This is a genomic window from Chryseobacterium sp. NFX27 (genome assembly GCF_049887855.1).
Classification (GTDB): domain Bacteria; phylum Bacteroidota; class Bacteroidia; order Flavobacteriales; family Weeksellaceae; genus Chryseobacterium.
The window spans coordinates 89664-103576 of sequence record NZ_JAGEKK010000010.1; the positions used below are offsets into that span (position 1 = coordinate 89664).

Consider the following 13913-nt stretch of genomic DNA (forward strand, 5'->3'; position numbering starts at 1 on the left):
TTTTATCTGGCTCTGTTTTCTTCTTCTGTTTTCTGGAGTTCTTTGGCCTGATATTTTGAATTCCCGAAGCTATATCCTATAGAAAGGATCAGACGATTACTGTCCCACCAATGTGTAAAACGGTTGTCCATGATCTGTTTATGCCTGAATTCCAAACGCTGGTCGTAGGAATCAAAAATATTATTATAGCTGATCTTTGTATTCAATGTGTTGCTAAACCATGACTTCTGTACAGACAGATCTACTGTATACCTTGGTTTTATGATATAGAGACTGTTTCCGGTTTTAGACTCATAATTTGCAAAGAGATTAACGGTATATCCTTCAGGCAAAGTGAAAACCTGATTTACCCGGATTTCATAATTATATACTTTCAAAGCAAATACCTCACCCAGATAGGGTCTGAACTCATCGTTATAGTATCCGGCGATCTGGCTGGTAATATTCCACCATTTCGTCAGTTTCACAGGAAAGCTGGTTTCTATGGACGCAAATTTCCGGTAGGGAAGATTGGTTCCAAGATATTCCAGAACATTGGTTTTGGGATTGTAAAGCGGATACCGGGTCATCACATCTTTTTCTTTACCTGCTATAAAACTGGTTACCCAATTCTTATACCGATACGTAAGTTTTATCTGGCTGGTAAAAGAAGGCTGCAGATAAGGATTCCCTATCCAGTAATTCAGCGGGCTGAAATAAACGCGGAACGGATTGAGCTGGGAAAACACAGGCCGAGTTATCTTTCTGCTGTAAGAAAGTGATAATTCACTAGATTTATTGAACGTATAGGCTGTACTGAAAGACGGCAGCCATTCAAGATAATTTCTTGAAACCACAGAATCTTTGGTAACAGCATCCGAGATACTCTCTGTGTTCTCAAATCTCAGTCCTGCATTGATCTGAAGCTTACCAAACTTCTGCCTGTAAGAAACATATCCGGCCCATATTTTCTCTCTATACGAAAACATATTGCTGCGCTCCGGATCAAAGATAAAACGGTCATTGGCAGACAGCGTATCGTAGCGGATATTATTATGGGTATTGGAACGGCTGTATTTCATTCCGGCCTCAAGGTCAGCATTACCTATCTCTTGCGAAATATCAATTTGCGCGGTCTGAATATCAATTTTATTAAGCAGGTCGGACTTCCAGTAGGATAAAAGTTGAGAGGTAGATTTGTCTTTATTGATAAAATCATCCTTCTGACTATTTTTAACAGAAAGGTAGTTCCCTAAAAAACTCATTTTAAAACCTTTACTTTGAAATGAATAATCTGCAGTTACCCCATAATTTTCCTGGGAATAATCTGTAGGGTTTCTACTTTCGGTGTTAAAGATCAGCTGTGATTCATCCTTATTAGTGGTATACAGTGAGCCTGAACGGACCCTGTCGCTGGTTCTGAAATTTCCTCTTACATTAATGCCCACCCTGTTTTTATCATTGATCCTGAAATCTGCTCCGGTCTGAATACTGTACACCTTTCCTTCATCTTCCTGATAGGTATTGGTTCGCATGACATTAGTGTTTGCCAGTTTCTGCAATGCATTATATCGGTAAGTGGAAATACCGTTATTATAGCCTGCCTGCAGACTATAGGCTGTTTTTTCTGTATTATAGGAAAGGTTTAAAGAGTTTTCCCTGTAGCTGAACTTATTCACATGTACATTCCCGTTGTAGTTTCCTTTCCAGCCGAGGTTTGCGTTTCTTTTCAACCTGATATCGATAACTCCTTTAAATTCCGCATCATATTTTGAAGAAGGATTGGCATTTACTTCAACAGATTCTACCATTTCAGGCGGTAAGGCGCGGAGATAGGCCTGCAGTTCCTGGCTGCTCATGGTGACCGGTTTACCGTCAATAAACACAGCAGGGGTAATTCTTCCACCAATAAAAATGCCGCCTTCCTGATCTACGGAAACACCCGGTGTCTTTCTTAACACCTCAAAAAGATTCGCAGAGGTTTTAAAGTCTTTATTTCCTGAAACACTCATGACGATATTTCCTTCATTCAGCCTGATACTTCTGGGCACTGCACGGATCACTACTTCTGAGATATTTTCAGCTACGGGTTTTAACTCAATTAAAGAAAGGTCTTCCACTTTATCCAGTTCTTTCATTTCATATCCCTTTTTACGGATGACAAAGTAAGAGCCAGCAGCAGCATTCTTCAGCCGGAAAACACCTGAGGAATCTGTCTGAACTTTTTGAAGAAGGCTTTGGTCTGATTTTTTTAACCGAGATATTTCAGCCTCAAAAACAGCATTTTTAGTTTCTGAATCCACAACCTTTCCTTTTACTGATTCCTGAGCTTTTCCGAAACAGGAAATAAATAAGAGCAGCAGGAAAATCCATAATCTGATATTCATAAATTTTAATTTTATGAAATCAAAAGTAGCAGGCTATTGAAAAATTAAGGTTTTGAAGTTTAAATTCCGCAGTACGAAATTATAATTCTGAACTCTGAAACCGGGCTTCAGAAGGGATTTGTGACTGTTTATACAAAAGCGGTGTCGTATTTTTAATTTTTTTGAATGTAGAAAAGAAAGTAGATTTGGAATTGAACCCTACTTCATAACCAATCTCTTCGATTTTAAGGAATGAGCCGCTTTCTATTTTTTGACAGGCTTCGCCGATCCTGTATTCATTAATGTACGTTGAAAAGCTTTTACCGAGATTATCATTCAGCAATTGGGAAAGCTGATGGGCAGACATGTTCATCTTTGCTGCCAGATCGCTTAATTTCAGGTTTGGGTTTCTGTATAATTCTTCAGAATCCATCAACCGTTCAAGTTTTGAAACAAAACTGTCTGCAAGTTCTTCTGAAATCTTTTTATTGGTATATTTAGGAAGCTCTCTTACAGAATCTTCATCATTCTTTTTACTGAAGAGAATTAAAAAATTGGCATACAGCACAAATGAAAACACAAGACTTCCTCCAGCACAATAAATCTGTACCCAGCCGGTAGAAATTAACTGATACGCCACGAAAATGATCACATTGCTAATCAGTACGGGAAGGAGAAACTTGTTAGGATTTCTTGGGGTCTGTTTTGAAAAAATACTATATTGGTATACGGCAAGCAGGACAGATACAGACCAAACCGTATAAATAAAGGTCCCAAAATATTTGTCCCAGGTCACCGGAAAGAACAAATACAGCAACCCGGCTGCTCCAAGAATCAATGTCAATACACCGAAAGATGTTCTGCTTTGCTTTAAATCAAATTCTTCTTTCTGAAATGACGATCTGATATAATAGTATAAAGCCGGTCCTGTGAAAAACAGCACTGACAACCCAAGGTGTGGAATAATTCGCGGCCAGTCCGGATAGAAATAGATACAGACAGAAATCCCCACTCTGATGCTTAAAGTCAATAAAATCAAGCCTAAAAAGAAATCCGGAATGTATTTGAGCTTTTTGACAAACAGAAGATAGATCCCGAGCAGCAAACCATTAAAGGCTCCTACCGCACTAAAGAAAAATAACATCTGCTGTCCGAAAGTCATTGTAACTGCTTTTATTTTTGTACAAAGGCTATAAATGGTTTGCCAATATTAGCCTAAACTTATTGAAATTGATCTACTTATGCCAGTAAATTTAATAAATTATTGTGTTCAGATTGAAATTAATATAATAAAATATTCACTTTAATTTTTTGTATTTTAGACTATTCTTAAATCAATGAAAAAATCTGATCAATCACTTTACAATATCTGTATTGCTTCGATAAAGAGAAAGACAATAAAACCCTATAATTTCCAATGGACTCAGTTGTATGATTCAGATTTCAATACAAAATTATTTTTTCAAAATTTCCCAATTGATTTCGAGGAAGAAGAATTGATTATTTGTTCTGTTATTATTGATCCTGACAACTACAGTATCTTAACCACAAGAAAACTAGTAACAAATAATAAAGGAAATATAGAATCTGGAAGCATGATGAATGCTAAAAATAAATGGTGTGGAGAATTTAAAAATAAAACTGATCAATATACTTTAGGCGAAGTGGAGTTAGCGACAGGTGAAAGATTATCTTATTTTGTAGAAACAGACAAAGCATCTATGATTATGATTTATGGCGTAAATACTTTATTAGATATTAGTAAAGAATCTTAATAGCAATCAAGGTTTAAAATAAAAAATCCCAAAGCAAGCCTTGGGATTTTGTTTATGATAAAAACAGGGATTATCTGTTTGTAATATCGATATAATCTCTTTTCTGAGCACCCTGGTACACCTGTCTTGGTCTTCCGATAGGATCTCCTTTCATTCTCATTTCTTTCCACTGAGAAATCCATCCAGGAAGTCTTCCCAATGCAAACATTACAGTGAACATTTCTGTAGGAATTCCTAATGCTCTGTAGATAATACCTGAATAGAAGTCTACGTTTGGATATAGTTTTCTTTCTACGAAGTATTCGTCTTCAAGTGCTACTTTTTCTAACTGCATAGCAATATCAAGCGCTTTATCCTGGATTCCCAATGCACTAAGGATATCATCAGCTGCTTTTTTAATGATCTTCGCTCTTGGGTCAAAGTTTTTATATACTCTGTGACCAAAGCCCATCAGACGGAAGCTGTCATTTTTATCTTTAGCTTTTGCTACCCATTTATTAACGTCTCCTCCATCTTTATCGATCAGCTCAAGCATTTCGATAACAGCCTGGTTAGCACCTCCGTGAAGAGGTCCCCAAAGTGCAGATACACCGGCAGAAATAGAAGCGAAAAGACCTGTATGAGCCGAACCTACCATTCTTACTGTAGAAGTAGAACAGTTTTGTTCGTGGTCAGCGTGAAGGATTAATAATTTATCAAGAGCATCTACAATAACCGGATTTACTTCAAATTCCTCATTCGGTAATCTGAATGCCATTTTGTAGAAGTTTTCTACATAATTCAGGCTGTTGTCTCCGTGGTTAAGCGGAAGACCCTGAGTTTTTCTGTAGGTCCATGCACAAAGGTGAGAGAATTTAGCAATCATTAATTCTGCAGCATGATCCATTTCTTCTTTAGAGTTTACGTTAACTGCTTTCGGGTTGAAAGCGGTCAAAGCGGAAGTTAAAGAAGATAAAACTCCCATAGGATGAGCAGAACGAGGGAAAGCATCGATGATTTTTTTCATCTCCTCTGCTATAAAGTTATATTTTTTGATGTTGTTATTGAAAGAACCGAATTGTTCCTGAGTAGGTAATTCACCGTTTAATAAAAGGTACATTACTTCTGTAAAGTTAGATTTCTCAGCAATCTGCTCGATTGGATAACCTCTGTAGAATAATTCTCCTTTATCTCCGTCTAAGTAAGTGATGTCGCTAAGAGTAGCTCCGGTGTTTTTGTACCCTAAATCCAGAGTGATTAAACCTGTCTGGTCTCTTAATTTTGAAATATCAATCCCTCTGTCTCCGATAGTACTATCCACGATTGGATATTCATATGAATTACCGTCGTAATTCAATATTACTTTGTTGTCTGACATTTATTTATTTTTTTCTAAATATACTACTTATTACAAAATACGGCAAACAAAAATTATCGCTTGCCGTTATTTATAAATTCAATTATCTTTTGATTTTAAATGCGTCTAAACCAGGGAAAAATGCAGTATCACCCAATGCTTCTTCAATTCTTAAAAGCTGGTTGTACTTCGCCATTCTGTCTGATCTTGAAGCAGATCCGGTTTTGATCTGTCCGCAGTTCATGGCCACTGCCAAATCAGCAATTGTAGAATCTTCAGTTTCACCAGATCTGTGAGACATTACTGAAGTAAATTTGTTATTCTGAGCCATTTGTACAGCATCCATTGTTTCAGAAAGAGAACCGATCTGGTTTACTTTTACAAGGATTGAGTTGGCAATACCTTCTTTTACTCCTCTTGACAATCTTTCTACGTTGGTTACGAATAAATCATCTCCCACAAGCTGTACTCTGTCGCCGATTTTATCGGTAAGCATTTTCCATCCCTCCCAGTCATTTTCCTGCATTCCGTCTTCAATAGAGATGATAGGATATTTGGCTGCTAATTCAGCAAGATAAGAAACCTGCTCGCTGCTGGAAAACTGAGCGGCATCCGGAGTCTGGAATTTTCTGTAGTCGTAAATTCCGTCTTTATAAAATTCTGAAGCAGCACAGTCCAGTGCCAACATAATATCGTCACCCGGCTTATAGCCTGCTTTTTCAATCGCCTGAAGCAAAGTATCCAATGCATCTTCAGTTCCTTTGAAGGTAGGAGCAAAACCTCCTTCGTCCCCTACTGCTGTAGAAAGGCCTCTTGAATGAAGAATAGATTTCAGGTTATGGAAAATTTCAGTTCCTTTTCTCAAAGCATGAGAGAAAGAATCTGCTTTTACCGGCATTACCATAAATTCCTGGAATGCGATAGGAGCATCAGAGTGAGATCCTCCATTGATCACGTTCATCATTGGAACAGGAAGCGTGTTGGCATTAACACCGCCTACATATTTGTATAAAGGCATTCTCAGTTCAGCAGCCGCCGCTCTGGCTACGGCTAAAGAAACGCCTAGAATTGCATTAGCACCAAGGTTCCCCTTGTTTGGAGTTCCGTCAAGATCGATCATGATCTGATCAATAAAGTTTTGCTCAAAAACCGGCTGACCGATTAAGTTTTCTGCAATTACTTCTTTTACATTTTCAACAGCTTTCAGGACTCCTTTACCCATATAATCTGAACCACCGTCACGTAATTCCACTGCTTCATGTTCACCTGTAGATGCCCCTGAAGGTACGGCAGCACGCCCCATGGCCCCGCTTTCTGTAAATACATCTACTTCAATGGTAGGATTACCTCTGGAATCCAAAATTTGTCTCGCTTCTATGAAAGAAATTGCACTCATATTGTTTAGTTTTAAACCGTCCGCAAAAGCTTCAAGTTGTTTATTATTAAAATTATACTTGATCACAAATTTAATGAAAAAACTAACCTGATGAAAAAACTGGGCTTTAATATTTGGTAATAATTCAAAAATTATCCAGTGCTTTTTATAACACCGGAGAATTAAGGTTTAATTATCTGTTTAAATAACATTTTCAATTGTGCCATTCATTTTGTATTAAAAACAGTTCTCCAAAAAAATTGTATGTATTGAATTTTTTCTGAAGCCTATATTGTCACTTTAAAAATGATGTGGGTTCCCGGACTTTCTTTCAGAATATGACATTCGCCTTTCTGCTCCTGCATTCTTCTCTTCATATTCCGCAGCCCATTTCCTTCGGTATGCTCTTCCTGAATTCCGAGACCGTCATCCGAAATTTTCATTGTGAAGATGTTTTTTTCCTGAACAAAGGAAAGCTTTAAAGAATTCGCCTGACTGTGTTTATAAGCATTATTCAAAGCCTCTTTTAAGCATAAAAACATATTACGCCTCAGTTCCGTTGAAATTGGTGTTTCTGATATAATATCTTCACTTTCTGACAAAAGTTTAATTTTTGTTCTTTTCAGAAAGTTACCGGTATACTGTATGGCATAGTTTATAAAACTTCCCAGAGTATCATTTCCTGAGTTCAGGCTCCAAAGCATTTCGCGCATGGAAAGATTCATTTCTTCTGAGGTTTTCAGGAGTTCATCGATATCATTCTGCAGATCTCCGTCTTCCGCTTTCTGTTTCAGAAATTCTGCATGAAGCTTTAATGCTGAAATCCCGGCTCCCAGATCGTCATGCATATCATGGGAAATACGCTCCCGTTCCTGTTCTATGGATTTTTGTTTTTCGAGCTCTTTCTGAAGGAGTTGGTTTTGGTGCTCTGCCTGTTGGAGCTGCTGTTCTTTAAGATACAGAAGCTGTCTTTTATTATACATCAGGACTACAAAAACAATAAAACAAACAAAAAGCATCATTATTGAAATAGCAATAATGTAAGCTAATTTTATATCATCCTGAATATGAGTCATAATTTCATTTGTTTTTCATATTTTATTAATGAGATATAAAACATAATATACATCCCTATGTTGATAATATTCTGTCCTATTTTTAAAAAATTAAGAAATTCGTTATCATTTTTAGCAAAGAAAAACATTGGAGTGACTCTAAAAATAAAGAAACAGCTCCACATCAATAAACTGGTAGAAATCCAAAAAACAGGATCGTCTGTTATTTTATGTTCATCAAAAAAAGAAATCTTCTGATAAAACCAGAGTATAGAATTTATAATGTAAAACAAAGTAATTAATATTCCAATACGCTTATCGAAATCGTTACCGAAAAAATTTGTGAAAAGAAAAATATATCCTAATGAGAGAATAAGTGATAATAAAGAAATCTTCTGCAAGACATTTTTAAAAACGAGGGAATAAAAAAAATAGAAAAAAACTACACAGAATATAAAATACAGATTGTACTGAAGCCCTACTTTTACATCAGAATTGATCTGATCCCGTATAAATGCAGTGCATTCATTGGAAAAAGTTATCAAAAGATATATAAAAATATAATTTTGGGCAGAAAAAGAATATTTTCTACCCAAATAAAAGGATTTTATTAAAGGAAAAAACAGTACAATTTTGTAAATAATTCCTGTCAACATGAGGTTATGGTTTTAGATCTCCTGCATCGTAATAAAAATTAATAATGTCATTGGGAAAACTTTTTTTTGCAGTAGTTTCATCAAAATTGGTTTTTACAGCAAATGAAATTCGCGACTCCCTGTTTTTAAGATAATCTACTTGGGTTCCATCTTTTCTAATAAAGTCTTTAAAAAGAATATAGTCAAACTGCAAATCGATAATCTTATATCCTGTAAAGCTTTCAATTAATTTTATAATTTTAAAATAATTATTGATGTCCTCAACTTTGTAAACAATCACATCACATGGATCATTTTTGCTAACAGTATCAACCAGTATACTTTTAAACCCGTCAAATTCTTTCTTTTTAGTCTCAAATTCGGCAGAACTTAATATAAATTTATTTCCTGACAAAACGTAAAGAATATCGTTTTTATATTGCAGGCTGTCATTTTCTGATAAAGCCAATCCTAAAGTTAAAGATTTGTCAGCACCTAGAAGAAAGAAAAACTTTGCATATTTTTTTCCGTCTTTATTTACAATTTTTTCAAAATCATAATAATCCAGATTTACCGCAGGTTTAGAATTAAGTCCAAGTATCTTAAATTTCTCTTTACCTTTCTCAACTTCTTCGTCAGTAATTCTAAATAAAAATTCAGGACTTACATCCGTTTTAGTTACAGCTACACTCTTTTCATCATGAACAGATTGTGACTCTGCTTTATCTTTACAGCTGAAAACTGATAAAAATATGATTAGGGACCAAAATAATTGTTTTTTTAAAATTGTTCTCATGTCTTTTAGTTTTTAAAATGGTTAAATTTATTTATAGCTTCTACCTTATTGCCCACGTGCAGCTTTCGGTAGATGTTTCCTACGTGTTTTTTTACAGTATCTATGCTGATGAACTTTTTGTCTGCAATTTCTTTGTAGAGAAGCCCCTGTGAAAGAAGCTCGAGAATTTCTTTTTCACGTTCTGTAAGATCATCAAAATCTTTAATTTCGGGAAGTTTTTTCTCAAAATGGCTCAAGACTCTCCGGGCGATGGACAGGCTCATGGGCGCACCTCCGTTGTATACATCGCGAATGGAAGACAGGATCTTGTCCATGCTTTCACCTTTGATAAGATAGCCCATAGCCCCGGCTTTTAATGAATTAAAAATTTTATCATCATCTTCAAAGCTGGTACACATAATGAACTGTGTCTCTGGCATTTCTTTTCTGAGCTTTTCAATGATTTCAATCCCCAGCATATCCTGCAGCTGTATATCCATCATCACAACATCCGGTAAAATAGCGGGAAGTTCTTTCAGGGCTTCCTTTCCATTAAAGAACTGGGCAGTTACCTGCATATCCTTCTGGTAATTGATGACCTTCTTCAACGCATTGTTGTAGTTCTTTTCGTCTTCTACTATGGCGATGGAAATACTCATTGTTTTTTTGTTTAGGACAAATCTCGTAAGAAAATAAGGCGGAATCAATTACACTTTTGTGTAATTTAGTGACTTGAGTTCAGGGTTATTGGTTTGTTTTTTGTTTCTATTAAATTTAGTTAAAATTCTATTACAATAGAAAAACAATTAATCCTACACATTAAAAAATAAATATCATGAGAAAAAGCCTTTTAATTGCGGCTTCTGCTGTCGCATTATTATTAACCAGCTGCAAAAAAAGTGAAAGCGGGAACAAAAGCATCCTCAAAACTGACAGTTCGGAAACTGTGATCACTGATAATAACGGAAAAATTGATTCTGCCACTCAAAGTTCCTCAACCATTGAAGTGAACGGTCAGAAGACCGAAAAAACAGATTTTGTTTATAAGGCCACAGACGGAACGTTAGTAAAAGTAGTGTTCAGAAATGATCCTAAGGAAAGTAATGTAGCCATTACCAGCAACAAAAAGACTTTTACACTACCTAAAACAGAAACAAAAGACGGTGAAACCATCTACAAAAAAGATGACATGACGGCCAGGGTAAAAGGTGACAGTCTCCATTTGGAACAGGGAAATAATGTGATTGAGCTGAAGAGGACGAAAATTTAATCGGATAAATTTCGGGATCGGGGGTTAGAAATAATGAATGGTGAATTGTGAATCTTAAATTCACTGTTCATTTGTAAAGCAAAATTTACTGTTCCGTCACAGAAAACCAGCAAATAAAAAAGCCATCCAGAATCTGGATGGCTTTTCAATTATATCTGAATGAATATTATTCTTCAGTTTTCTCTTCTGCAGAGTCAGCTGCTTCAGCCTTAGGCTCTTCAACTTTCTCTTCTGCTTTTGGAGCTTCAGCCACTACAGCTTCAGCTTTTTTTGCAGTTGCAGATCTTCTGCTTCTTCTTGTAGCTTTTTTCTCCTCAGCATTAGGATTGTAAAGTTCGTTGAAATCAACTAGCTCGATAAGAGCCATGTCAGCAGCATCACCTGGTCTGAAACCTGTTTTGATGATTCTTGTATAACCACCGTTTCTTTCAGCGATTTTAGGAGCTACTGATCTGAAAAGTTCAGTAACTGCTTCTTTACTTTGAAGATATGAAAAAACAATTCTTCTATTGTGTGTAGTATCTTCTTTTGCCTTTGTTAATAGAGGTTCAACATATACTCTTAAAGCTTTCGCTTTAGCTACAGTAGTGTTGATTCTTTTATGCTCAATTAGAGAACAAGCCATATTAGAAAGTAAAGCACTTCTATGAGAAGCTGTTCTTCCTAAGTGATTGAATTTTTTACCGTGTCTCATTATTAATTATTTATCAGCGTCTAACTTATATTTTGCAACGTCGAAACCGAAGTTAAGACCTTTTGAATGCACTAATTCTTCTAGTTCTGTCAAAGATTTTTTACCAAAATTTCTGAATTTCATCAAATCAGACTTACTGTAAGAAACCAGTTCTCCAAGAGTTTCTACTTCAGCTGCTTTCAGACAGTTAAGGGCTCTTACAGAAAGATCCATATCTGCTAATTTAGACTTAAGTAATTGTCTTGTATGAAGTGTCTCTTCGTCATATTGGATAGATGCTTTTACAGCTTCTGTTTCAAGAGTGATTCTCTCATCAGAGAACAACATGAAGTGATAAATTAATATCTTAGAAGCTTCAGTTAAAGCATTTTGAGGACTGATGGAACCATCAGTTTCTATATCTAATACAAGTTTTTCGTAGTCTGTTTTTTGCTCTACACGATAATTTTCAATGCTGTATTGTACTTTCTTAATTGGTGTGAAAATAGAGTCAATAGCAATAGTACCTACCGGTGCATTGTTTGACTTATTCTGTTCTGAAGGAACATACCCTCTTCCTTTTTCAATATTGAAAGTAATTTCGAAAGTTACATCACTGTTTAGGTTGCAGATCAAAAGATCCGGGTTCAGCACCTCAAATCCGTTGATAGACTTCCCTAAATCACCAGCAGTAATAACAGTTTGACCTGAAACTTTAGCAATTACCTGCTCGTTGGCCTGGCCTTCTGCTGAAGCTTTTAATCTCACCTGCTTAAGGTTAAGAATAATTTCGGTAACGTCTTCGATTACTCCTGGAATAGTTGAAAATTCGTGCTCTACACCTTCTATTTTGATAGATGAAATAGCATATCCTTCCAGAGAAGAAAGCAACACTCTTCTCAAAGCATTACCGATAGTAAGCCCGAAACCTGGTTCTAATGGTCTGAATTCGAATTGACCTTTAAATTCATCAGAGTTAAGTAAAATTACTTTATCGGGTTTTATGAATTGTAAAATTGCCATATTATTGGGTTGAGCAAAAATTTGATTAAAAAATTATTTAGAGTAAAGTTCGACGATAAGCTGTTCCTTGATGTCCTCCGGAATCTGGATTCTTTCAGGAGCAGAAACGAAAGTACCTTCTTTCTTCTCATCGTTGAATTGTAACCACTCATAATTAGCTTTAGAAGCTAATGAATCAGTAACAACCTCAAGAGATTTAGATTTCTCTCTTACAGCGATCACATCACCTGCTTTTACTAAATAAGAAGGAATGTTAAGGATCTCCCCATTCACAGTAATGTGTCTGTGAGAAGTTAACTGTCTAGCAGCAGATCTTGTTTTAGCAAAACCTAATCTGAATACTACGTTATCCAATCTTGATTCACAAAGCTGTAATAGAACTTCACCTGTTACACCTTTACTTCTGTGTGCTTTTTCAAATAAGTTAGCAAACTGCTTTTCTAAAATACCGTAAGTATATTTAGCTTTTTGCTTTTCAGCTAGCTGAACTGCATATTCAGATTTTTTAGCACCTCTTCTTTTGTTAGGACCGTGTTGTCCTGGCGGTTGGTTTTTTCTTCTTTCGAAGTTTTTGTCATCTCCGTAGATTGCAGCACCAAACTTTCTAGCAATCTTAGTTTTAGGTCCAATATATCTTGCCATAATGGGTAAATTCTAAAAATTAAACTCTTCTTCTTTTCGGTGGTCTACATCCATTGTGCGGCATAGGAGTCACATCAATGATTTCGCTAACTTCAATACCTGAATTGTGGATTGTTCTGATTGCAGATTCTCTACCTGCACCAGGACCTTTCACATACACCTTTACTCTTCTTAATCCAGCTTCGTGAGCAACATTAGAGCAATTTTCAGCCGCCATTTGAGCAGCAAATGGAGTATTCTTTTTAGAACCTCTGAAACCCATTTTACCGGCAGAAGCCCAAGAGATAACTTCTCCGCTTTTATTTGTTAAAGAAATGATGATGTTATTGAAAGAAGCCTGAATATGCGCTTCACCAATAGCTTCAACTTTTACTTTTCTTTTTTTAACTACTTTAGTTTGTTTTGCCATAATTCCTAACGATTATTTACTTGCCTTTTTCTTGTTAGCAACAGTTTTTCTCTTTCCTTTACGGGTTCTAGAGTTGTTTTTCGTTCTCTGGCCTCTTAAAGGTAGTCCTAGTCTGTGACGTATTCCTCGTTGGCATCCTATGTCCATCAATCTCTTGATGTTCAATTGCACTTCAGATCTTAATTCTCCTTCTACTTTTACGTTGTCAGAGATATATGTTCTGATTGCAGCCAATTCATCGTCATTCCATTCGTTGACTTTCTTGTCTTCGCTGATACCGGCAGCTTTAAGGATTTCGGAAGAAGTACTTCTTCCAACTCCGTAGATGTAAGTTAAACCGATAACACCTCTTTTGTTTTTTGGTAAATCAATACCTGCAATTCTCGCCATAATTTAATGTTAGCCTTGTCTTTGTTTAAATTTTGGGTTCTTCTTGTTGATTACGAATAGTACACCTTTTCTGCGTACAATCTTGCAATCAGCGCTTCTTTTTTTAATTGATGCTCTAACTTTCATTTGAAATATTTATTTTTTTTACTGACCAATGAATCTTACGATTTCATTTTGATAGTATTTATTTTTCAACAAGAGCCAAATGGA

Annotated in this window: 15 protein-coding genes; 2 read left to right on the forward strand and 13 right to left on the reverse strand. The window is 35.9% G+C overall.

Annotated features, from left to right (window positions below):
• Positions 1-2: 2 nt before the first annotated feature.
• Together J4Q03_RS13005 and J4Q03_RS13010 are read right to left on the reverse strand one after the other, a co-directional pair.
• Positions 3-2366 carry an outer membrane beta-barrel protein gene (locus J4Q03_RS13005; protein ID WP_426048594.1) on the reverse strand — a complete coding sequence of 788 codons (2364 nt, stop codon included), beginning with the start codon at positions 2364-2366 and terminating at the stop codon, positions 3-5.
• A 79-nt stretch (positions 2367-2445) separates the two neighbouring features.
• A complete protein-coding gene (locus J4Q03_RS13010; protein ID WP_426048595.1) occupies positions 2446-3507 on the reverse strand; it encodes a helix-turn-helix domain-containing protein in 1062 nt (353 codons plus the stop codon).
• A 175-nt stretch (positions 3508-3682) separates the two neighbouring features.
• On the opposite strand from J4Q03_RS13010, the gene J4Q03_RS13015 reads away from it, so the two are divergent.
• On the forward strand, positions 3683-4120 hold the full coding sequence (locus tag J4Q03_RS13015) for a hypothetical protein (protein ID WP_426048596.1): 438 nt from the start codon (positions 3683-3685) through the stop codon (positions 4118-4120).
• A gap of 70 nt (positions 4121-4190) precedes the next feature.
• Here J4Q03_RS13015 and J4Q03_RS13020 read toward each other — a convergent pair whose 3' ends face one another.
• The 5 genes from J4Q03_RS13020 to J4Q03_RS13040 form a co-directional block, all read right to left on the reverse strand.
• The gene (locus J4Q03_RS13020) at positions 4191-5477 is read right to left on the reverse strand and encodes a citrate synthase (protein ID WP_426048597.1); all 1287 of its coding nucleotides are present in this window, start codon (positions 5475-5477) and stop codon (positions 4191-4193) included.
• Positions 5478-5559: 82 nt separating this feature from the next.
• Positions 5560-6852, reverse strand: coding sequence for a phosphopyruvate hydratase (eno, locus tag J4Q03_RS13025; protein WP_034703140.1), 1293 nt, complete (start codon positions 6850-6852; stop codon positions 5560-5562).
• Between the two features lie 266 nt (positions 6853-7118).
• A complete protein-coding gene (locus J4Q03_RS13030; RefSeq protein WP_426048598.1) occupies positions 7119-7907 on the reverse strand; it encodes a sensor histidine kinase in 789 nt (262 codons plus the stop codon).
• A gap of 639 nt (positions 7908-8546) precedes the next feature.
• Complete coding sequence (locus J4Q03_RS13035; protein WP_426048599.1) at positions 8547-9317, reverse strand: hypothetical protein; 771 nt, start codon at positions 9315-9317, stop codon at positions 8547-8549.
• A 5-nt stretch (positions 9318-9322) separates the two neighbouring features.
• A complete protein-coding gene (locus J4Q03_RS13040; protein WP_426048600.1) occupies positions 9323-9955 on the reverse strand; it encodes a response regulator in 633 nt (210 codons plus the stop codon).
• Between the two features lie 176 nt (positions 9956-10131).
• On the opposite strand from J4Q03_RS13040, the gene J4Q03_RS13045 reads away from it, so the two are divergent.
• Positions 10132-10566 carry a hypothetical protein gene (locus J4Q03_RS13045; RefSeq protein WP_426048601.1) on the forward strand — a complete coding sequence of 145 codons (435 nt, stop codon included), beginning with the start codon at positions 10132-10134 and terminating at the stop codon, positions 10564-10566.
• A 166-nt stretch (positions 10567-10732) separates the two neighbouring features.
• On the opposite strand, the gene rplQ is transcribed toward J4Q03_RS13045, so the two are convergent.
• Genes rplQ through rpmJ form a run of 6 tightly spaced genes read right to left on the reverse strand, consistent with a single transcriptional unit; the run spans position 10733 to position 13829 of the window.
• Positions 10733-11260 carry a 50S ribosomal protein L17 gene (rplQ, locus tag J4Q03_RS13050; RefSeq protein WP_306840421.1) on the reverse strand — a complete coding sequence of 176 codons (528 nt, stop codon included), beginning with the start codon at positions 11258-11260 and terminating at the stop codon, positions 10733-10735.
• Between the two features lie 6 nt (positions 11261-11266).
• Positions 11267-12262: a DNA-directed RNA polymerase subunit alpha gene (locus tag J4Q03_RS13055; RefSeq protein WP_034725969.1), complete on the reverse strand. Its 996-nt coding sequence runs from the start codon at positions 12260-12262 to the stop codon at positions 11267-11269.
• Positions 12263-12295: 33 nt separating this feature from the next.
• A complete protein-coding gene (rpsD, locus tag J4Q03_RS13060; RefSeq protein WP_034725972.1) occupies positions 12296-12904 on the reverse strand; it encodes a 30S ribosomal protein S4 in 609 nt (202 codons plus the stop codon).
• 19 nt (positions 12905-12923) lie between these two features.
• Positions 12924-13313 (reverse strand): 30S ribosomal protein S11, encoded by a 390-nt coding sequence (gene rpsK, locus J4Q03_RS13065; RefSeq protein ID WP_027387198.1) that lies wholly within the window; start codon positions 13311-13313, stop codon positions 12924-12926.
• A gap of 12 nt (positions 13314-13325) precedes the next feature.
• Positions 13326-13703 carry a 30S ribosomal protein S13 gene (gene rpsM, locus J4Q03_RS13070; protein WP_047491452.1) on the reverse strand — a complete coding sequence of 126 codons (378 nt, stop codon included), beginning with the start codon at positions 13701-13703 and terminating at the stop codon, positions 13326-13328.
• A gap of 9 nt (positions 13704-13712) precedes the next feature.
• Positions 13713-13829: a 50S ribosomal protein L36 gene (rpmJ, locus tag J4Q03_RS13075; protein WP_007839480.1), complete on the reverse strand. Its 117-nt coding sequence runs from the start codon at positions 13827-13829 to the stop codon at positions 13713-13715.
• Positions 13830-13913: the final 84 nt, after the last annotated feature.

Excerpts from the sequence above, each read along its gene's own strand:
- J4Q03_RS13030 (WP_426048598.1), bottom strand. The coding sequence starts at position 7,907 with ATGACTCATATTCAGGATGATATAAAATTAGCTTACATTATTGCTATT.
- rpsK (WP_027387198.1), bottom strand. The coding sequence starts at position 13,313 with ATGGCAAAACAAACTAAAGTAGTTAAAAAAAGAAAAGTAAAAGTTGAA.
- rpsD (WP_034725972.1), bottom strand. The coding sequence starts at position 12,904 with ATGGCAAGATATATTGGACCTAAAACTAAGATTGCTAGAAAGTTTGGT.
- rplQ (WP_306840421.1), bottom strand. The coding sequence starts at position 11,260 with ATGAGACACGGTAAAAAATTCAATCACTTAGGAAGAACAGCTTCTCAT.
- J4Q03_RS13045 (WP_426048601.1), top strand. The coding sequence starts at position 10,132 with ATGAGAAAAAGCCTTTTAATTGCGGCTTCTGCTGTCGCATTATTATTA.
- J4Q03_RS13015 (WP_426048596.1), top strand. The coding sequence starts at position 3,683 with ATGAAAAAATCTGATCAATCACTTTACAATATCTGTATTGCTTCGATA.
- J4Q03_RS13020 (WP_426048597.1), bottom strand. The coding sequence starts at position 5,477 with ATGTCAGACAACAAAGTAATATTGAATTACGACGGTAATTCATATGAA.
- rpsM (WP_047491452.1), bottom strand. The coding sequence starts at position 13,703 with ATGGCGAGAATTGCAGGTATTGATTTACCAAAAAACAAAAGAGGTGTT.
- eno (WP_034703140.1), bottom strand. The coding sequence starts at position 6,852 with ATGAGTGCAATTTCTTTCATAGAAGCGAGACAAATTTTGGATTCCAGA.
- J4Q03_RS13055 (WP_034725969.1), bottom strand. The coding sequence starts at position 12,262 with ATGGCAATTTTACAATTCATAAAACCCGATAAAGTAATTTTACTTAAC.
- J4Q03_RS13010 (WP_426048595.1), bottom strand. The coding sequence starts at position 3,507 with ATGACTTTCGGACAGCAGATGTTATTTTTCTTTAGTGCGGTAGGAGCC.
- rpmJ (WP_007839480.1), bottom strand. The coding sequence starts at position 13,829 with ATGAAAGTTAGAGCATCAATTAAAAAAAGAAGCGCTGATTGCAAGATT.
- J4Q03_RS13035 (WP_426048599.1), bottom strand. The coding sequence starts at position 9,317 with ATGAGAACAATTTTAAAAAAACAATTATTTTGGTCCCTAATCATATTT.
- J4Q03_RS13005 (WP_426048594.1), bottom strand. The coding sequence starts at position 2,366 with ATGAATATCAGATTATGGATTTTCCTGCTGCTCTTATTTATTTCCTGT.
- J4Q03_RS13040 (WP_426048600.1), bottom strand. The coding sequence starts at position 9,955 with ATGAGTATTTCCATCGCCATAGTAGAAGACGAAAAGAACTACAACAAT.